This is a genomic window from Paenibacillus sp. fava2 (genome assembly GCF_058313675.1).
In genome coordinates this window covers 1302177-1321266 of record NZ_CM177755.1, presented here as the reverse complement: position 1 = coordinate 1321266, position 19090 = coordinate 1302177, and the positions used below count along the sequence as shown (strand labels likewise).

Genomic DNA, 19090 nt, shown 5'->3' with positions numbered 1-19090 from the left:
GCCTGGATTATTGGTATTTATTAAATATCTCAAGTATATAATTCCGGAATGCTTCAACATATGATTCAGGCTCTACAATGTGCAGTTTTGTTCCGAATCCTGCCAGAAATTCAAATCCAATATTATTATATGGAACCCAAATGGTTGCCATGAAAAGCTCAGAGCCATAGTACTCGATACTCTTTTGCCCGTATCTTTCAATGAATTGATCCTTTATGCCAGGCGAAATCAACGCCTTGACTGCGACCAGTTCCGGCTGATAGCCTGCCTCCTGCTCTTGTTCCGTCAAATCATCTCTGGGAGTATACGTTTGTTCATTCATATGAATATGATTGATCCGGGATAATTTAAATTTTCTATATCCCATACGCTGTAAGCAGAATCCTTTGAGATACCAGCTTGATTCGCTAAAATGCAGCTGGTAGGGCTCAACGGTTCTTTTCGTTGCAATGCCATCTTTATCTGTATAATCAAATGAAACCAAACGTCTCTTTAATATGGATTCCTGCACTGTCTTCAAGATTGGATGAAGCTCAGACCGCCCTTCCCAATTATAAAAAGAAAGCCGGATGGAATCTTTCCGGGACAACGGGCTAACCATGGCTTCTATTTTTCGGATCGTCCTTTCAATTTCTTCGCTCATCAGGATTTGTTCCAGTCCTCCGAGCGCAGCTAATATATTCTCTAAATCCGAGTTGCTCAAAAGACGTTTATCGACTTTGTATTCCCCAATAATACCATAGCCCCCGTACACTCCATTGACTGAATAGATGGGGATGTTTGATAAACTCAAGGTTTCCATATCGCGAAGAATCGTTCGTTTAGAGACATTGAATAATTGCGCGAATTCTGTGCTGGAGACGACATCCTTTTTCAACAGGATCATAATAATCGAAATTAGTCGCTCAACCTTCTCCACCGGCTCACCTCTTTTTTTTAAAATCAGTGTAGAACAGTGACAATAAGATGTCACCTATTATCTACTATACTTCCTTTATAACAAGAAGGAGGTTATGTTTTATGTCAGCTATTGCCTATCTGAACTTTGATGGAATTACTGAACAGGTGATTGGTTTCTATTCGGAGGCTTTAAACGCGATTGAAGTAAAAAAAGCGAAGTTTGGGGATATCCCGCAAGATCCAAACTACCCGCTGCCGGAAAACGAGTTAAATATGATCATGGAATCTTCCATTGCATTCACTGGCGGAAAAATTATGCTGTCGGATATTCTGCCTTCAATGAAGGCGGTAACTGGTGAACTAGTGACAGGGAATAATATCCTGATTAGTCTGGTCATCGACGATAAGCAAAAGCTGGAGGAATACTTCAACCGTTTATCTCTAGGCGGAACTGTGATCATGCCGTTATCCCAAACTCCCTGGTCTTCCTGCTTTGGAATGCTTATTGATCAATTCGGAGTTAACTGGAAATTTAATAGTGACGCAGATGTATTTCTTGATAACATAATGTCCAGTAAACAGTAACTGTAAAAAGACGGCTCCCGGATTAATCCCGGGAACCGTCTTTGTTTGCACTTCCGGCAGCACATTATGCTTCCGTAACTCAACAACAACTACAGGCTATTCTGCGCTCACCAGGCCGCGGATGAAGGTCTCCACATTCTTGGCCAAAAAGGTAACCTTACGGTTATTCGCCAGATCAACAAATACCACTTCCGGCTCCCCGTCATTGCCGGCAGGCCGGTAATCCAGCATTACAACCCCCTGATCGGCCGACGGCGCATCGCATATGACCACGCCGAATTCAGGATAGTTCCATTTATCAATGACAGCCAGGCTGCCCTGCTCACCGCAAAGGGAGTATTTCTTGGTCCGGCCGATGCCACGGATGCCGGAGATCTCAATGTGATCCTTGCCCGCTTCAGCAGCCTGGTTGCCCAGCGGATATTTGGTATTACGGGGAATACCGCCGTTCTGCTGCTTCATCATGGCAATGTAGAAGGTCGGCAGCTTGAAGACCAGCTGCTCTTCCACCGATTCAATCAGCCCGTCCGTTAGCGGCTCAGACACATAGTCCTCCTGCTCTTCTGTGCTGTCCGCCCAGAAATTGGCACCATCGAACTTCGGGAGGGGACGCAAGCCGGTCGTTTTTTTGGCGGATGCTTCTGCTGCGGCTGCTTTGGCTGCTTTCTTAGCAGCTTTGCGCCGGCTAAGTGCCAGAAACTCCAGTGTATCCTCGTCTTCAGGATCAAGACGGTCGGCCGTTTCAAATGCGCTTACAGCCTTGTCATACTGCTTCAGATAGTAATAAGAAAACCCGACACGGTAATGCCAGAGCGGATCATCTTCGCCTTCCTCCTCAACGGACATCAGCTGCTCCAATGCCTCTTCGTAGCGTTCAAGGTTAAGCAGTGCCCTGCCCAGATGGCTGACCAGTATATAATCCCTGTCCTCCTCGGGGATATCCATCACCGCATCCACAATTTCCTGAATCTCGTCTTCTTCGTGCCATAATTCCAACTGTTCCACAAGCTGCTCGCTCATCGTTTCAGGCCTCCCAGTTTCATAACGCATATACTGGTGAAAATTATACCATTTCTGCAGGGCTCTTCTCCACCAAGGGCATCACAGGAGTGATACAGTCATAATTTGCGCAGTTGGCACCTTTATTTTGCAGCTAAATATAGTATGCTGGTTCTAAAAAAAGAATGAGAGGATGTCCGCAGTGCAGCAGAAGGATGTTGTAATCGGAATAGATGGCGGAGGGACACATACCTGGGTCATTGCCGCAGATATCCAGGGAAACATACTTGCCCACAGTATTAAAGGAAGCGCTTCAATTTACAGGGACTCTTCTGTTCAAATGAATGTACAGTCAGCTATAGAGGACGTAATGAACAAAGGCGGGATTGAGGCCGGCCGGGTTGCCGGACTCGCCGCCGGTATTGCCGGCTATGATGCGCCGGAGGATCTGGAGTGGATTACTCCACTTACCGCGGTTCCGGGTTTAACCTGTCCCAAATGGCATGTGAATGATGCCCTTATCGCCCATTACGGGGCTCATCTTGCCCGGCCCGGCATTATTGCCATTGCAGGCACCGGCTCGATTCTGATCGCAATCAATGAAGAGGGACGGTATCTGCGCAATTATGATTTTCATCATTACGCAGCCAGTGCTGCCCGGCTGCTTGGCTATGAGGCGGTTTTTGAGGTACTGGCCGGTCATGCCGATGCCAGCGATGAACGGCTTGTTGCCAGAATGCTGAGGCATTGGAACACGGCTACTGTCGCTGAGCTTTATCATTTGGCATCCGGCGGATTCGATGCTGACCGCAAGGCAAGGGACCGGCGCTTCGGCCGGTTCGCACCGGCAGTCACTGAAGAGGCAGCACTCGGAAGCGCTGCCGCAATCCGGGTCTGCAGCCGGGCGGTTAAGCAAATAAAGACCGGCATTGAACTGCTGGGCGCTTCTTTCAAGCAGCATCATGTACCGGTTGCTTTTATCGGAAGTGTAGCAGGCAGCCGCTATTTTCAGGAAAAGCTGCGTGAGGAGCTGAAAAATGCATCGAACAAGCAATATACGGTTGTAACTCCGCAGCTTCCTCCGGCGGCGGGAGCTGTGCTCTATGCATTGGAGCAAGCCGGACTGCCGGTTACAGCCGGGGTCATCCGCCGTCTGCAGCCCAGCGGCCTGCTGCTCCGGCAGGCGCTTGAACACGAAGCTCCGCCTGATCCAGCGGAATTATAAAGCCAATTGAAAAACGCCGCTTTCTTTCCGGATAGATTCCGAAAGACGCGGCGTTTTTACTAAAACAACTAAATATCATTCATTCAAAGTCCAGCGGGTCCTGCGAACACTGCTACTGCTCTTACAGCTTCACTGTCCCCTCCTTGGCGTTCCACGTGAAGGATAAACCGAACAGCGGAGTCAGGCTGCTGAGCGGAATATAGAGACGGCCGTTTACGTTTTGGGACGCCAGGATGTCTATCTCCTCGCCATTTACCTTAGCCGTGCTGCTTAGCGGCTTATGGACTGCTGTGTAACTGCCTATTGTAATAATCAGCGAGCCGGTACCCGGCTCCTGCTTCAGACTCCCCCCAAGAAGTGCGACCGACTCCCGCAGAGGAATATAGACCCGCGAATTCTCCAGCACAAAGGATTCCTTTACCTTTACCGTCTCTCCATCCACGATAAAAGCGCCTGCCAGTTTAGTCGGGCCGACGGAATATCCATGTTTTGCGGCAATGCTTTTGAGATCGAGGCTGGAGGTTGTAATGATGACCGTTGTGTTCTTGGCCACCTTCGGATATAACCAGTGGATGTCGTCGTTATGCATCCGGATGCAGCCTGCGCTGACATATTTGCCGATCGAAGATTCATTGTTATTGCCGTGAATGGCATAGGTGGTACCATACGTACCGTTCACTTCGAGCCCCAGCCAGCGGTCGCCGAGCGGATTAGCCGGATCGCCGCCGGGAATATTCTCCTTATAATAAGGCCTGTTCTTGGCTTTTAGCACGATCCGGAACGTTCCCTCCGGGGTCAGATTCTTCGTTTTGCCTGTTGCGACCGGAAATACCTTTTCCAGCTTTCCGCCGCTAAAAAAGCCCAGAGTGTTCGTTTTTTTGTTGACGACGATCAGCTCTGAGGACGTTGCCGAACCTGCAGCAGCTGATGCCAATCCGGGAAAACAGGCCGTAAACAACAGTAAAAATACCAGCGGCAGCTTGATACCCGGCAGCCTTCTGCTTCTGTTAAGTCCGGCAGCTTTTTGCCCTTTCATGTTGCCCCACCTCCACATTATGGGTTATTCTGGAAAACTCTTTATACATAGACGGTGTTAACCCGGATAAGTTGCAGTGCAGCCTGTACCTATTTGATCCTGCCTGTCCGCTCAATAATGTTCATGAATATTCACCTTGGCCTCCAGAGATAATAAGCCTGCATTACCAAACCGAAACTGCCAAGGAGGCAATGACTTTGAATCCGAATCTCTCCAGCCAGATCAACCAGTGTGAAACGATTATCCAGCAGCTTGTCGCCCAGACCCAGCAGGCCAGCCAAAACTACCAGCAGCTTCTCCAGCAGGAGCAGCAAAACGCGGCCAAACTGGAGGAACTGGCTCAGCGCGAGCACAAAGCGAGCCAGGTTATCCAGCAGGCGCTGCAGGGTCACAGTACCGTTGTCCAGCAGCTGCAGCAGGTTACTCAAACCTTGAGACAACTGGAGCAGAGTGCACAAACAGTCGGCTACAATACAAGCCCAAGCTATAATACAAATTCAGGCTATAATACCGGGCTCCCGCACTTTAATACCGGAGCCGCCAGCTACAATACAGGAGCTCAGGGATACACTCCTTCCTACAGCTCGTCTATGAATCAACAGCCTATGCACATGCAGCATACTCAGGCTGATGCTTCAATGCATTCTATTCCGTCGCACATCAGCTCAGGAAGCACAATGAGCCCATCAGGTTCGATCGGCCGGATCGGAACCCTTGGCGCAATCGGCTCCATGGGCAGCCAGAACCAGAGTTACGGATCATCCATGAACCAGGGCCGCAGCTTCCAATAAGCAAATTGGGGTGCGGTAGGTTTAAAAAATGCTCCCGGCGTAATGTCCGGGAGCATTTTTTTGATGTTCTGCACCTGTTCCGGGGAAATTTCGGGCCTCGGATGTTTCTGAGATGTCCGTAATGCCTGGGCCGGCGCTCCTTGCGCAGTGGACCAAATCAAAGGAATGGATGTGGCTAATCAAAGGGATTATTCCCTTTGATTTGGCACTTTTAGGCCGCTGATGGTGCCATTAATGGGATTTTTCCCTTTATTCTGGCACTTTCAGCCTACTGTTGGTGCCATTAATGGGATTTTTCCCTTTATTCCGGCACTTTCAGGCTGCAAGTGATGCCATTAATGGGATTTTTCCCTTTATTCTGGCACTTTCAGCCTACTGTTGGTGCCATTAATGGGATTTTTCCCTTTATGCCTACCTTGAGGACCAATTTTTCCGCTGTCAAGGGAATTGCTCTGTGACTAACCAAGCTATGCGCTCAGACCACCAGCCGTCCCCGTTTCTCTGCCAGGCTGATTACCGCTTCTACGCCGGAGTTGAACTCCAGGAAGTCACTCTCCACGCCATCACTGAAGATGACGCCATCCTCCGGCATCTGTGAGGTGATCCGCAGCGGCTCATCCCTGCCGACCCGGCCAAACACTACGCCGGCGGAAGTGGTCCGGCTCGGAAAGGGCTCCCTAACCGTAAAATACAGGTTAGGGTCATCCCAGGCCAGCCGGCTCGCCATGCCGGCTTCAGCTGCAGAAGCTTGACCTTGCCTGCCGCTGTCACGGGACACTCCCGCCGCTGCAGCAGTCTCACCGGCTTTCGCACCTGCGGCCTGCCCCTGCCCATGCCCCTGCCGCTCACCGCCGCCAGGCCTTCCAGCCGCTGCAGCAATACCGCCCGCTGCTCCCCGGGCGGCCAGCCCCAGCCCGGCGGCGCTGCGGGTAATACCCGCCGCCCCGGCGAGCACGCTGCGCAGCCAGCCTGTAGAGCCCAGGCCGGTGGACACGATGATGCCGCTGGAGGATTGCTGCTCGGCGGTTCCGCCGTACTGCAGCAGGTAGCGCGCCGATACATGCGTCCTGCGGCCGATGAACAGGTCGTTCACGCCGTACAGGCTCTGGCCGTCGTTCAGCTCGGCCTTGGCCAATGTCACTTCACGCACCTGCCGGCGGCTGCGGAAGACCTCCGGCAGCAGCAGCCGCAGGTCGTTGACGGTGAACGGCAGCAGCACACCGTCCCAGCGCTGCGGATCGGGATTCACTCCGATCAGCGGCTGCTCCTGCAAATATTTCAGCGTATTGGCCACCAGACCGTCCTGTCCCAGAACGACTACCGTGTCCTCATCGCCAAAAATAAAATTCGGCACATGCTGCCGTTCCAGCACCTGCACCCGGCCCAGTGCACTCAGTTCGATAACCGCCGTCTCCACCGCCTTGCGGTACGTAAGATCCTCGCTTATATAATCACTGAAGTCTGCGCCCAGTCGCTCAATATAGAACTCGGCCTGCTGGACCGTGTTATAGCGGACGACCAGCTCCTCAAGCCGGGTCTTGCGCTTGACCAGCACGATTTTGTTCTCCGACATCCGTACCCCGCTGCTCATCATCGTCCAACTCCTCTCTATGCATCTAACCGACGCGCACCAACTTTTAATATCACCTACACCTGTCCGTTACTCATTGTCCGCCAGTATCACCACGCTGCCCGTCACTCATCATTCGCCTGTATCACCTCACCACACCGCACGTCACTCATCATTCGCCAGTATCACTACACATGCTTTCCCCACCGTCCACCCGCTTCTCTGACTTTACCCGCTCACTGTAACTATCTTCCTGCCCCGTCCTCTATATCTTCCCTGCCTCTCATCGTCCTCCCGCTCCTCTAGCCGCACCTGCACCGCTGCCTGCGCCGCCCGGCGATCCGGCCATAATTCCCTGCAGCAGATCCGGCGTTATGTTCAGCTGCCCGATCTTGCCGGCATTCTCCGCCAGCTCCTGGAAGGCGATGGCGATCAGCTTATCCGGCTTCATGCCGACATTGGTGAGCGCCTGCAGCACATTCGGCGATACGCCCTGCAGCGAATTCATCACCGCAGACAGCTCGTAGGCTTTGGCATCTGCCTCTGCCTTCTGGTTGGCGACTGTCAAACCAATAAGCTCCTGCTTCTTCTCTTCCAGCGCCGTATCGAAGCTGAGCTGCTCCTCTTTCATCTCATTCTGCTTCTGCTTTACGAAGCGCTCGGAATCCAGCTGGGTCTGGCGGATCTGCTTCTTTTTCGTCTCCACAGCAATCTCGGTATTCAGCTCGTTTTCCTTCACCCGGCGTTCCTGCTCAATCGACGCATTGCGGCGTTCATAGAGCGCGTTGTCGGCACTGCGGAGAATCTCCTCCCGGGCCTGTGCCTCCAGCGCACGAAGCGTTTCTTTGTTCGGCACAATGGCCAGAATGGACAGCCCCATCAGCTCAATGCCCAGCTTCTCAATCTCCGCGTTCCGCTCAATCTCCTGGGTGATCGTCTTGGCCAGCCGTTCGCTCGACTGGATCGCCTGGCGCAGCGGCAGCTGCTCCAGCTGTTTTTTAGTCAAAACCTTGGCAATATTAATCACCCGCTGGGCCAGCTTGCCGGGATCATCGGACAGATAGGTGTTTTTTTTCAAATTATAGGTGTAGTTAAGGATCTGCGTTGTTTTACTGTAGTCGACAATCCGGTAGGTCAGCTGTCCCTGCACCGTTACCGTCTGATAATCAGCTGTGATCTCTTCGAACATGAACGGGACATCAATCGAGGAGACAGGCACCACAATGACGGAAGTCGTAGGCACATAATAGTAAAAAGAAAGCCCCACTCCCTCACGCACCACTTTGCCGTTCTTCACCTTGAGCACGTACTCGCTGGGCTGAAATTTCACGAATTTGAATCCGAACATGGTCATTACCTCCCGAAAAGTGTTATTAACATTTTGTTATTAACAACACTTTATCACATTCAACTGATATTATCAATAAGTTAATAACATCTTTTCAAAAATAAAATTCCCTCCCGGCACATTCGCTACAATATTATGATCAGCTGACAACCTGCATACGGTGTGGTCCGAATACCCTTTTAAAATACTGCGCTCTATGTTCACACCTGTTCCGGCCTGTTTTGTACAAAACCAATTCTGCTGCCGGAGTTTGTCCATTGAGCCGCAGAAAGCTTTATTTTATGATGGTGCAAGCGAGAATGATTCTCAGTAAAAAAGATCGTAATTCATCGGGGAGGTACTTTTATGTTGAAAAAAGCAAGACAACCCTTAGCCGTTCTATGCGTCATCTTCCTGATGAGCGCACTTCTGCTTGCCTGCGGAAACAACAACGCACAGACAGAAACTGGCAACGCCGCAGATACAGCAAGCAATACCACTGCCAGTGCAGCACCATCTCCGGAGGCTTCCGCAGACGCCGGCACCGCAGCAGCAGCCGGGACACAGTCCTATACAGATTACATAGGCCACACAGTCGAGATTCCGGTAACACCTCAGCGCATTATTTATTCAGGAGAAACCTACGGCGATCTGGTTGCGCTGGGCGTACAGGCCGTCGGTTACCCGCTGTCTATGGGGGAAGGGCAGATTTTTGAGGAAAAGCTTGCGGGAGTGGAAGATGTCGGCTTCCCGATCAATCTGGAAAAAACACTGGAGCTTCAGCCTGACCTGATCATCTATGCCGGAACGGATGAAGCAGACTTTGAGGCCTTGTCCAAAATCGCGCCGACGGTTATTTTCAACACCTTCGCCCCGCTGGAGGAACGGATGACCGAGCTCGGCGTGCTGCTGGGTAAAAAGCAGGAGGCGGAAAGCTGGCTGGCGCAGTACAAAACCAGTGAAACCGCCATGTGGGAGCAGTTGAAGGCTGCCGGCGTGAAGGAAGGCGAAACTGCCTCCGTCTTCACCTATTATCCGGGTGACCGGCTGTTCGTCATGGCTGCGACCGGGCTGTCGCAGGTGCTCTACGGCGAGGGCGGCTTCAAGGCTCCGGCACCTATACAGACTCTGCTGGATGAAGGCACCGGCTTCCTGGAAATCTCAATGGAGGTCATCAGCCAGTATGCGGGCGACCGGATTTTTATCCTGACTCCTGTAGCTGATGAAGCCAAGCAATCCACCGATGCAATGATACAGAGCGAGATCTGGAAGAGCCTCCCTGCTGTCAAAAACGGCTACGTCTACACACAGGACATCATGAAAACCTCTGCCGACGCCTCGACCAGAGAGTGGCTGCTTACAGAATTGCCGCGTCTGATGGGCGGAAAATAAACGAATCCTATTCGGGCCGGTCTCTTCCCGGCCTTCCGAATGCAAAAAGCTTATCAACATCCGTTGATAAGCTTCTTTGTTTTGGATACAATGAATTTATTTGATAATCATTCTCACTAACATAAGGGAGGCCTGTCCATGCTGCTATCATCCACGCCGCCCGCCCTGCTGCATTCGTTACTGTTTCAGCTTACAGATGCGATGCTGGCCGTCCAGCCGGCCTTGTCCTGCACAGAGCCGCAGACAGCTCAGACTCATCTCCTGCTTATCTGTACCGGAGGCAGCGGCGAGCTTACGCTACCGGGCGGAAGCGTTGATCTGAGTGCAGACAAGTGTTTTCTTCTGTCTCCCGGAACCACATATACAGCAGCTAATCCGGAAACGACGCTGTACTATTATCAGCTCTCCTTTAATATCTACCAGACTGACGGCCGGCCCGTGCTTTATACGCAGGAGCTGCTGCCGGGCAGACAAGAGCTGCTTGTTCATCCGTTCACCCGGGTCATCCGCCTCGCCGAAGAACTGACGGCAGGTCCGGATAACCGCAGTGAAGTCCGGCTGTACAGGCAGCAGCTGAAATTTCAGGAGCTCCTGCTCCTGCTGCTGGAGCATAATTACCCTTCCGATGAGGCGCCGAGCCCAGCCGAGTCCGTGGAAGGAACCATCCGGTATATGCAGGAGCACTATATGGAGAGCATCACAGTCAAACAGCTGGCTGAGCAGGCCGGAGTGTCGCTATGGCAGTATACACCGCTCTTTCAAAAGCTTACCGGCCAAAAGCCGCTCGAATATCTAACCGGGCTGCGCATCAGCCGATCCCAGCAGCTGCTGCTGGAGTCGGCAGAGCCGCTGCGTGAAATCGCCCGGCTGACCGGATTTTCCGACGAATATTATTTCAGCCGCCGCTTCCGCCAGATTACCGGAGTTACACCCGGCCAATATGCTATGACGCAGCGCGGGAAGGTCACTGTTCAGGATTGGACCGGCCATACCGTGGACATTCCAGAACGGCCCAGACGGGTCATCTACCACGGCGAGACGATCGGTGACCTGCTGGCGCTCGGCGTGAAGCCGGTCGGCGGCGACGAGGAATTTGCCCGGAACAGCGTCTATAAGCACCGGCTGAAAAGTCTGGCCAACGTCGGATTCCCGCTGAATCCGCAGCTTACGGCCTCACTCCGCCCGGACCTGATCATCATCGCCAACTCCGATGAGAAGGTGTACAAGCGGGTCTCCGGTATCGCCCCCGCCCTCACCTTCGATTCGTTCGCCCCGCTGGAGCACCGCATGCGCACACTGGGCGGCTGGCTGGGCAAGCAGCGCGAAGCCGAAGCCTGGCTTGCCGGCTTCGCGGACAGGAACGCCGCCATGTGGCAGCGGCTGTACGGCAGCGGCGTGCTCTCGCCCGGCGAAACCGCCTCGGCGCTGATCTTCGACCATGGCAATCATCTCTATGCCATGGGGCTGAGCGGGCTGTCCAGTGCGCTCTATGCTCCGGGCGGCCTGCGGCCGACTGTGGAGATTCAGGAGGCGCTGGACGCCGAGCTCGGCTTCGCCGAGGTCGATCCGCAGCGGCTGCATGCCTACGCGGGAGACCGCGTCTTCATGCTCGTTCCGGAGCGTGAAGACTCCCGCGCAGCGATGGATGCGCTGCTCGAAAGCCCGGCCTGGCGCAGCCTGCCGGCCGTGCAGCAGGGCCATGCCTATTTGCTGGACAGCAGCAAATGGAACTTCAGCGACGCGCTCACACGCGAGCGGCTGCTTACGCTGCTGCCGAAGGTGCTGGGCGGGCACGGCGCCGCCCAGTAAAAGGTAAGGCCCCGCCACTTGGATGGCGGGGCCTTATTGCAGCTGCGCGAGGGTCCGGCAACAACGGGATTTTTACCGTTGGTTGGACTCGGCTTGCAGCGCGTTCAGAGGCACTTTTGCCTCTTATTTAGGCCTCAGGCCAGCTTCCGGCGCATTCAGAGGCATTTTTGCCTCTGATTTACGGCATTGGCCGGCTTTCGGCACATTCAGAGGCATTTTTGCCTCTCATTTCCGCCATAGGCCGGCTTTCGGCACATTCAGAGGCATTTTTGCCTCTGATTTACGGCATTGGCCGGCTTTCGGCACATTCAGAGGCATTTTTGCCTCTGATTTACGCCATTGGCCGGCTTTCGGCGCATTCAGAGGCATTTTTGCCTCTGATTTACGCCATTGGCCGGCTTTCGGCACATTCAGAGGCATTTTTGCCTCTGATTTACGCCATAGGCCGGCTTTCGGCGCATTCAGAGGCATTTTTGCCTCTGATTTACGCCATTGGCCAACTTTCGGCGATTTCAGAGGCATTTTTGCCTCTGATTTACGCCATTGGCCGGCTTCCGGCACATTCAGAGGCATTTTTGCCTCTTATTTAGGCCTCAGGCCAGCTTCCGGCGCATTCAGAGGCATTTTTGCCTCTGATTTACGCCATAGGCCAGCTTTCGGCACATTCAGAGGCATTTATGCCTCTGATTTACGCCATAGGCTGGCTTTCGGCACATTCAGAGGCATTTTTGCCTCTAATTCATGCCATAGGCTAACTTTCGGCGATTTCAGAGGTATTTTTGCCTCTCATTTACGCCATAGGCTGGCTTTCGGCACATTCAGAGGCATTTTTGCCTCTGATTCATGCCATAGGCTAACTTTCGGCGATTTCAGAGGTATTTTTGCCTCTCATTTCCGCCTCGCACCGCTTCCTCCCTGCGCACAGGCGCTTGTGCACAATCATTCTATCTCGCCAGCTCCGAAGCGCTGTATTCGATCCTCAGCACAACAATTCCCTGCCCCCGGACAGCAGCAGCATCAGGCAGCTTCACCGTCAGCCCCTTTACTTCGCGGCTCCATTCCAGCGGCTCCTTCCAGCCGAGCAGCTCCACCTTGCCGAGCTCACCGGCCAGCAGCTTGCAGCCGCTGCCCAGCGTCTCGACGACAGCTGTTCCACCCTCCGGCCAGCCCATGATGGAAGCATACAGCAGCTTGTCGCCTCTGGCCGTGAAGCGCACATCCTGCGCGGTGAACGGGCTGCGCTTCGTATCATTAAAGGTGCCACTGACGATTTGTGTCGGCCCCTCGCCGTACACCTTCCACGGCCGGGTACCGTAAATGGCCTCGCCGTTAACGGCCAGCCAGTCGCCCACTTCGCGCAGCAGCACCTGCTCCTCCTCCGGAATTGTGCCGTCCGCGCGGGGGCCGACATTGAGCAGCATGACGCCGTTTTTGCTGACAATATCGACCAGGTCACCAAGGATGGCTCCCGAGGTTTTATACTTATGGTCGGCAATATGACACCAGGCTGTCTCACCCACCGAGGTGCAGGTCTGCCAAACCTCCGGATTGATGTCGGCCAGCTGGCCGCGCTCCATATCATAGACGGCAGTCCCCTCGGCAAAAGCATCAAATTTATAGTTGATGACCGCTCCCTGCCCCCATTCCGCAGCCCTGTTGTAATAGTATGCAGCCAGCTTTTGCAGATAAGGCTTAAAGACCGGCTGCTCGATCCACCAGTCAAAGTAGAGCAGCTGCGGGCCGTAGCGGTCAATCAGATCACAGGTGCGCACCAGCCAGTCGTCGAGAAACTCCTCATTCGGCGGCAGGATCGGCAGCGGATAAGCCGGATCGCCGTAGGTAGGCTGTGCCGGACCGTAGAGCTCTGCATATGCCGGGTCCTGTACATCGGACGGAATATCGCGCCCGCCGTTGTAATACCACCAGTTCTCTGCCCGGTGGCTGGATACGCCAAAGATCATATAATGCCGGCGTACCGCCGCCGCAAGTTCTCCGATGATATCGCGCTTCGGTCCCATTTTGGCAGCGGTCCACTCGGAGTAAGGACAGTCATACATCGCGAAGCCGTCATGATGCTCAGCCACCGGAACAACAAACGCGGCACCTGCCCGCTTGAACAAAGCCGCCCATTCCTCGGCATTGAATTTCTCCGCTGTGAACTGCGGAATGAAATCCTTATAGCCAAAAGTATCAGGTGAACCGTAAGTAGCAAGGTGGTGCTCGTACACCTCAGTCCCTTCCCTGTACATGTTACGGGCGTACCATTCCGTCCCGAAGGCAGGCACAGAATAGACACCCCAATGGATGAAAATGCCGAACTTCGCATCCTCATACCAGCGCGGAACCGAATAGGCATCCAGCGAATTCCACTCCGCCCGGAACGGGCCGTTTTCTATAGCAGCGCCGATCTCCAGCTTTTTGGCTTTACGCAGTTCATGTAGCGTTGATTTAGACAAGCAGCTCACCTCTTCCAGAAATTCAAAATCTGCCGGACAGCCTCAAGCCGGCCGGGGTCAACCGGGTTTAGCGGATTGCCATCCTTTCTTACCGCAGAGCCGAAATGCACACTGCCTACTGCCGTTTTTTCCAGAAAATCTTTAAGCCCCTCCGCGGTCAGCCCGCTGCCGGCCAGAATCGCAGGCTGTCGCTGGATGTGCGACAGCCGCTGGAGGACAGCAATCCGCTCCGCCCCCTCCGGAGCAGTAGCCTTTCCGCCGGAGGTCAGCACATCCGTAATCTGCCTATAGCGGCACAGCACGTTCAGCGCCGCCAACTGATCCGGAATTTCATCAAACGCCCGGTGAAAGGTCACTTCCATTCCGTCTGCCGCATCCAGCAGCCGCTTCAGCAGCTCCTCATCTATGGAACGGTCCTCGCGGAGCATCCCTGTGACCAGCGAAAGACCGCCGACGGCCCGGAAATGGCGGATATCCCGCAGCATCACGGCAGCGTCCTCCGCGTCATAGCAAAAGGAACGCGCATGCGGCCGCACCATCACCCTCACAGGAATGGAAACAGCTTCCCGCACGGCTTCAGCCAGCCCCAGGCTCGGCGTCAGGCCGCCCTCTAGAATCCCCGTAATCAGCTCAATCCGGTCAGCACCGTGGCGTTCGGCGGTAACCGCATCATTCACCGTTGTGGCAATAACCTCTAACAGCATTTTATATATCCGCTCCTTGTCCAGGGTCAGTCCGGCGGACCGGCCAGGGTTCTCATTGTTTGTCCTTGCCTGTTCTAACCGGCTTGCGGCACAATCCCCGTTTTCTTTCCATACTACACCCGGTACAGCCTCCCGGTCATTGCCATTCGCAGAACAACTTGGCTATCCATCGGCAACATACCTGGTCCCTTTTCCTTTCTCTTTTCACTTCCTCTTATGCCAAAAGTACTTCGGCACTCCTCGCCACTCCGGTACTCTCTAGCTCTGCTCCCTGTCCATGATCAGCTTAGCCGCCCCGAGCATCCCGGCCTCATTCCCAAGCTTGGCCGGCAGCACCTTGATGGACAGCGGGGATAACACCGCCAGCCTGCTCTGCCAGGCCTCCCACCAGACGGAGTGGGAGTCGGCCACCCCGCCGCCGATAATAACGGCGGCGGGATCCAAATAGGACTGGATGTTATGCACCGCATAGCTGAGATCATCCAGATACGCCTCTACCGCACCCGCCGCCAGCGGATGTCCGGCCGCACAAGCTTCCAGCAGCCGCCGTCCGTCCCAGCCGGCAACGACCTCCGCCGCCCGGCGGCTCAGCGCCGTGCCGGACAGATACTGCTCGGCGCAGCCGCGCTGCCCGCAGTTGCAGGGCAGCCCGCCGGGATAGAGTACGGCGTGGCCGAACTCCCCGGCGGCCCCTTGGCTGCCGGACACCGGCACGCCGCGGTGCAGGAACGCTCCGCCGACGCCGGTACCCAGCGTCAGCATCGCGAAGCTGCCGAGCCCGGCGGCCGCGCCGAGCCAGCCCTCGCCGACGGCCGCAGCGTTGGCATCGTTCTCCACCGCGGCCGGCAGGGCAAATTCGGCGGTCAGCGCCTCCGCCAGCCGCATGCCGGTCCAGCCCGGCAGATTGTCCGTCGCATAGCGGACAACCCCTTCCTCGGCGTCGATCCGCCCGGCGCTGCCGACGCCGATGCCCCCCACATCCGCGCCTTCACTGAGCAGGGCGCGGATGACGTCCTTCAGCGCGCGCAGGATGCCTGCCGCGCCTTCAGTGACCGGCGTTGCCGCCTTGCTGCGGGCGGCAATAACGCCATTGGCATCAACCAGCGCAGCCTTGATGCCCGTGCCCCCGAGATCGGCGCCGATGTAATAGCGGCTCACGACTCGCCACCGGCAGGCGCCGCGCTGCGCAGCGCCTCCACATACCGCCCGGCGATCCACTGCGGGCGGGTAATGGCCGAGCCGACCACGACGAAGGCCGCCCCAAGGCGCAGTGCCTCCGCCGCCTGCTCCGGCCGGCTGATTCCGCCTTCGGCCACAACCGGAACCGGCAGCGCGGAGGCCAGCTGTTCCAGCAGTGCAAGGTTAGGAAGCTCTGCGCCTGCAGTCTCTGCGGTATAGCCGCTAAGTGTGGTTGAGATATAATCAACCCCCCACGCCGCCGCCTGCACACCTTCCTCAAACGTTGCAATATCGGCCATCACGGCCACCCCAGCTTGCTTCAGTCCGGCAATTGTCTCCTGCAGGGAACGCCCGTCCGGCCGCGGCCGGCCCGTCCCGTCGATGGCTACAATATCCGCACCGGCGGCATGGATGTCCAGCGCATCCTCCAGCGTTGGCGTAATGTAGACTTCGCAGCCCTCGGTCTGCAGTTTGACCAGCCCGATCACCGGCAGGCCGGTTTCCGCCTTGATCGCTTTAATGTCAGCAGCTCCGCCAGCGCGGATGCCTACAGCCCCCGCTTCCTTCGCCGCCCTCGCCATTGCCGCCATATGATGGCTGCCGTGAAGCGGCTCATGCTCCAGCGCCTGGCAGGAAACGACCAGACCGTGCAGGGGAATCCCTGCCTTTTTTCCAGCGTCCATTAAACCCGTACCTCCTTAGCCATTTAATTCGGTTGTACCCTGTACATTGAATTTCTTGCTGAGCAAGCCGTATAAGTCTCCATCACATTACCGATCCAACTATATAAAATTGATTTGAATGATTGGATTTCCAGCCGCTGCTCTTCTGCAGATTTCTTCATTTATACCGCTGCTGGCGGTTCGAAATCCGCAGACTGGTTATGCTTCCGTAGCGGGCTTTTCTGCGAAAAGCTGAAATAAAGAATTTAGTTGGAAAAAAGCAGCCTAATTTCACTCCACATGCGCCTGAAAAAACTTTAGTTGGAAAAACGACACTTAAATCCGCAGTTTTAATGCAATACGCATACTAAGCTCAAGAATAGATAGCTTTTTTCCACCTAATCCCTGCAAACCACGAAAAACAGCAGAATTAAGCAGCAAAAATCCACCTAAATCCAATCCGGTATTCTCTGTAATCTCGGTAATCTCGGTAATCTCGGTAATCTCGGTAATCTCGGTAATCTCGGTAATCTTGGTATTCCTGATATTCCCGGCACCCCAGGCATCCTCCGCATCCCTTCAGAGTCTCCCGCACATCCCGAAGAATCCGCACGCCCTAACCTGCTCCGCTCCTTTCCCACTCCGCAGCTACCCCTTAACCGCTCCGCCGACCAGACCTTTAATAATAAAACGCTGTACAAACAGGTACAGGATTATGATCGGCAGCGCCACCAGCGCGGCACCGGCGAACATCTGCGGCCAGTTGGTGTTGTATTGGCTTTTGAAGGCCATCAGGCCGACGGGCAGCGTGCGCATTTCCGGCGAAGACAGGTAGACAAGCGGATTGAAGAAGTCATTCCACGAGTTGATCGCCACCACAATCACACAGGTAGCCGTAATCGGCAGAGTCAGCGGAAAAATAATCTGCACAAACGTCCGCCACGGCCCGCAGCCGTCAACCAGCGCCGCCTCTTCAATTTCGCTCGGAACGGTTTTGAAGAAATTCACATACAGGAAGATCGGCAGAGCCAGCCCCGAAGCAATCTGGATCAGCGACAGCCCGATATGCGTATTAAGCAGATTCACCTGGCGCAGCACCAGAAATGCCGGAATCGTACCGGAGAAAGCCGGCAGAATAAGGCCCATCAGGAAAAAGGTCGACATCGCATCCGATTTGTAGCGTTTGCCGTGGTGCAGGCCGTAAGCGGCCAGTACCGAAACGCCGATTGCGGCGGCGGTGGTCATAACCAATACGAGAATACTGTTACCGAAGTAGGGCAGAAGATTACCGGTCTTGAACGCCTCCGAATAATTACTCCACTGCGGGTCCTTGGGCAAGCTCAGCGGGTTCACCGTCGACGGGGTCTGAAGCGAGACGGAGACCAGCACCGCCATCGGCACCAGCACGATAATCAGGGCGACAATGAGCACAGCGTAAATTGATGTTTTCTGCAGGGTTGTTGTCAATTCGCCACCTCCAGACGGCTGAGCAGTTTAATCTGTACATAGGTTACAGCCAGAATCATCACGGACAGAATCATCGCCATCGCGGTGCCGTAGCCCATTTGCGAGGTTTTGAAGGCATACTGGTAGATCATGATGCCAAAGGTCTGGGTCGAGTTGGCCGGTCCGCCCTGGGTCATGATGAACACATGCTCAAACATTTTCATGCAGCCGATGACCGACAGCACGGTGTTGACAATAATCGAAGGAATCAGCAGCGGCAGGGTGACCCGCCAGAATTTATTCCACGGCCCGGCACCGTCAATGCTCGCAGCCTCATAGATTTCACCCGAAACCGATTGCAGGCCGGCCAGATAGATCATCATCGAGTAGCCTGTGTACTGCCAGACCATGACGAGCGCAATCGCATAAATCGCCAGCTTCGGGTCACCCAGCCAGTCCAGGGCGGCCAGTCCGTGTAAACCGATCGCGTCAAAAAATTTCGGCAGAAACCCGACCATCGGCGCGTACATGTAGCTCCACACATACCCGATAACAACCGTATTCAGGATAACCGGGAAGAAAATGACCGCCCGCATCCAGACAATCCCTTTAAGCTTCTGGTCGAGCAGTACAGCCAGCAGAATCGAAAAGCTGTGCTGAAGCACGATAACGACCACCGAGAGAATGAGCATATTTTTCAGCGCGGTCAGCAGCAGCGGATCACGGAAGGCCTCGCGGAAATTTTCCAGCCCCACCCAATCTGCCTTGAACGAAAAGCCGTTCCAGTCCGTGAACCCGTAATACAGGCCGCTGAAGATCGGTCCGGCAAAAAACAGCAGATAGATCAGAAGCGCTGGTAGAATGAACATTATATAGTTACGGAAATTCATGAATTTCATGTTGCGCCTCCATCCTTCACCCTAAAATGGGTAAAAAAAAGAAAAGCTGGCGAAAGACAGAGTCGTCCTTGTTCTGATCTTTCGCTATTCTTTTCTGTTCTTGTGCTATT

The 19090-nt window shown here is 54.6% G+C and carries 17 protein-coding genes; 5 read left to right on the top strand and 12 right to left on the bottom strand.

Going from position 1 to position 19090, the window contains the following annotated elements:
- Positions 1 to 7: 7 nt before the first annotated feature.
- Positions 8 to 919: a helix-turn-helix transcriptional regulator gene (locus AC4G46_RS05755; RefSeq protein ID WP_491127083.1), complete on the bottom strand. Its 912-nt coding sequence runs from the start codon at positions 917 to 919 to the stop codon at positions 8 to 10.
- Between the two features lie 101 nt (positions 920 to 1020).
- Here AC4G46_RS05755 and AC4G46_RS05750 point away from each other — a divergent pair, with 101 nt between their 5' ends.
- On the top strand, positions 1021 to 1485 hold the full coding sequence (locus AC4G46_RS05750) for a VOC family protein (protein ID WP_491127082.1): 465 nt from the start codon (positions 1021 to 1023) through the stop codon (positions 1483 to 1485).
- A 96-nt stretch (positions 1486 to 1581) separates the two neighbouring features.
- Here the strand turns inward: AC4G46_RS05750 and AC4G46_RS05745 are convergent, their stop codons facing one another.
- On the bottom strand, positions 1582 to 2505 hold the full coding sequence (locus AC4G46_RS05745; protein ID WP_491127081.1) for an SMI1/KNR4 family protein: 924 nt from the start codon (positions 2503 to 2505) through the stop codon (positions 1582 to 1584).
- Positions 2506 to 2686: 181 nt separating this feature from the next.
- Between AC4G46_RS05745 and AC4G46_RS05740 the strand changes: the two genes are divergently transcribed.
- Positions 2687 to 3709 carry an N-acetylglucosamine kinase gene (locus AC4G46_RS05740; protein WP_491127080.1) on the top strand — a complete coding sequence of 341 codons (1023 nt, stop codon included), beginning with the start codon at positions 2687 to 2689 and terminating at the stop codon, positions 3707 to 3709.
- A gap of 121 nt (positions 3710 to 3830) precedes the next feature.
- Here AC4G46_RS05740 and AC4G46_RS05735 read toward each other — a convergent pair whose 3' ends face one another.
- The gene (locus AC4G46_RS05735) at positions 3831 to 4745 is read right to left on the bottom strand and encodes a L,D-transpeptidase family protein (RefSeq protein ID WP_491127079.1); all 915 of its coding nucleotides are present in this window, start codon (positions 4743 to 4745) and stop codon (positions 3831 to 3833) included.
- Between the two features lie 197 nt (positions 4746 to 4942).
- On the opposite strand from AC4G46_RS05735, the gene AC4G46_RS05730 reads away from it, so the two are divergent.
- The gene (locus AC4G46_RS05730) at positions 4943 to 5536 is read left to right on the top strand and encodes a hypothetical protein (protein WP_491127078.1); all 594 of its coding nucleotides are present in this window, start codon (positions 4943 to 4945) and stop codon (positions 5534 to 5536) included.
- A gap of 475 nt (positions 5537 to 6011) precedes the next feature.
- On the opposite strand, the gene AC4G46_RS05725 is transcribed toward AC4G46_RS05730, so the two are convergent.
- A complete protein-coding gene (locus AC4G46_RS05725) occupies positions 6012 to 7127 on the bottom strand; it encodes a diacylglycerol kinase catalytic domain-containing protein (protein WP_491128801.1) in 1116 nt (371 codons plus the stop codon).
- Between the two features lie 262 nt (positions 7128 to 7389).
- Positions 7390 to 8454 (bottom strand): SPFH domain-containing protein, encoded by a 1065-nt coding sequence (locus AC4G46_RS05720; protein ID WP_491127077.1) that lies wholly within the window; start codon positions 8452 to 8454, stop codon positions 7390 to 7392.
- 345 nt (positions 8455 to 8799) lie between these two features.
- Between AC4G46_RS05720 and AC4G46_RS05715 the strand changes: the two genes are divergently transcribed.
- Positions 8800 to 9825: an ABC transporter substrate-binding protein gene (locus AC4G46_RS05715; RefSeq protein WP_491127076.1), complete on the top strand. Its 1026-nt coding sequence runs from the start codon at positions 8800 to 8802 to the stop codon at positions 9823 to 9825.
- A gap of 138 nt (positions 9826 to 9963) precedes the next feature.
- Entirely contained in the window at positions 9964 to 11634 is a 1671-nt protein-coding gene (locus AC4G46_RS05710) for an ABC transporter substrate-binding protein (RefSeq protein ID WP_491127075.1), read from the top strand.
- A gap of 225 nt (positions 11635 to 11859) precedes the next feature.
- On the opposite strand, the gene AC4G46_RS05705 is transcribed toward AC4G46_RS05710, so the two are convergent.
- The 7 genes from AC4G46_RS05705 to AC4G46_RS05675 all read right to left on the bottom strand — a co-directional run bounded on the left by AC4G46_RS05705 (position 11860) and on the right by AC4G46_RS05675 (position 18980).
- Entirely contained in the window at positions 11860 to 12207 is a 348-nt protein-coding gene (locus AC4G46_RS05705) for a hypothetical protein (RefSeq protein ID WP_491127074.1), read from the bottom strand.
- 371 nt (positions 12208 to 12578) lie between these two features.
- Positions 12579 to 14090, bottom strand: coding sequence for an alpha-L-fucosidase (locus AC4G46_RS05700; RefSeq protein ID WP_491127073.1), 1512 nt, complete (start codon positions 14088 to 14090; stop codon positions 12579 to 12581).
- A gap of 5 nt (positions 14091 to 14095) precedes the next feature.
- The gene (locus AC4G46_RS05695) at positions 14096 to 14794 is read right to left on the bottom strand and encodes a copper homeostasis protein CutC (protein WP_491127072.1); all 699 of its coding nucleotides are present in this window, start codon (positions 14792 to 14794) and stop codon (positions 14096 to 14098) included.
- Positions 14795 to 15052: 258 nt separating this feature from the next.
- Positions 15053 to 15952 carry an ROK family protein gene (locus AC4G46_RS05690; RefSeq protein WP_491127071.1) on the bottom strand — a complete coding sequence of 300 codons (900 nt, stop codon included), beginning with the start codon at positions 15950 to 15952 and terminating at the stop codon, positions 15053 to 15055.
- The gene (locus AC4G46_RS05685) at positions 15949 to 16656 is read right to left on the bottom strand and encodes an N-acetylmannosamine-6-phosphate 2-epimerase (protein ID WP_491127070.1); all 708 of its coding nucleotides are present in this window, start codon (positions 16654 to 16656) and stop codon (positions 15949 to 15951) included. Before AC4G46_RS05685 ends, AC4G46_RS05690 begins: the two co-directional genes overlap by 4 nt.
- Positions 16657 to 17283: 627 nt before the next feature.
- Positions 17284 to 18102 carry a carbohydrate ABC transporter permease gene (locus AC4G46_RS05680; protein WP_491127069.1) on the bottom strand — a complete coding sequence of 273 codons (819 nt, stop codon included), beginning with the start codon at positions 18100 to 18102 and terminating at the stop codon, positions 17284 to 17286.
- Positions 18099 to 18980, bottom strand: coding sequence for a carbohydrate ABC transporter permease (locus AC4G46_RS05675; protein ID WP_491127068.1), 882 nt, complete (start codon positions 18978 to 18980; stop codon positions 18099 to 18101). Before AC4G46_RS05675 ends, AC4G46_RS05680 begins: the two co-directional genes overlap by 4 nt.
- Between the last annotated feature and the right edge of the window lie 110 nt (positions 18981 to 19090).

What these genes read in the sequence shown, in the direction of transcription:
- AC4G46_RS05675 (WP_491127068.1), bottom strand. Translation starts at nt 18,980, where the DNA reads ATGAAATTCATGAATTTCCGTAACTATATAATGTTCATTCTACCAGCG.
- AC4G46_RS05695 (WP_491127072.1), bottom strand. Translation starts at nt 14,794, where the DNA reads ATGCTGTTAGAGGTTATTGCCACAACGGTGAATGATGCGGTTACCGCC.
- AC4G46_RS05715 (WP_491127076.1), top strand. Translation starts at nt 8,800, where the DNA reads ATGTTGAAAAAAGCAAGACAACCCTTAGCCGTTCTATGCGTCATCTTC.
- AC4G46_RS05750 (WP_491127082.1), top strand. Translation starts at nt 1,021, where the DNA reads ATGTCAGCTATTGCCTATCTGAACTTTGATGGAATTACTGAACAGGTG.
- AC4G46_RS05735 (WP_491127079.1), bottom strand. Translation starts at nt 4,745, where the DNA reads ATGAAAGGGCAAAAAGCTGCCGGACTTAACAGAAGCAGAAGGCTGCCG.
- AC4G46_RS05725 (WP_491128801.1), bottom strand. Translation starts at nt 7,127, where the DNA reads ATGAGCAGCGGGGTACGGATGTCGGAGAACAAAATCGTGCTGGTCAAG.
- AC4G46_RS05720 (WP_491127077.1), bottom strand. Translation starts at nt 8,454, where the DNA reads ATGTTCGGATTCAAATTCGTGAAATTTCAGCCCAGCGAGTACGTGCTC.
- AC4G46_RS05685 (WP_491127070.1), bottom strand. Translation starts at nt 16,656, where the DNA reads ATGGACGCTGGAAAAAAGGCAGGGATTCCCCTGCACGGTCTGGTCGTT.
- AC4G46_RS05710 (WP_491127075.1), top strand. Translation starts at nt 9,964, where the DNA reads ATGCTGCTATCATCCACGCCGCCCGCCCTGCTGCATTCGTTACTGTTT.
- AC4G46_RS05745 (WP_491127081.1), bottom strand. Translation starts at nt 2,505, where the DNA reads ATGAGCGAGCAGCTTGTGGAACAGTTGGAATTATGGCACGAAGAAGAC.
- AC4G46_RS05705 (WP_491127074.1), bottom strand. Translation starts at nt 12,207, where the DNA reads ATGCCTCTGAATGTGCCGGAAGCCGGCCAATGGCGTAAATCAGAGGCA.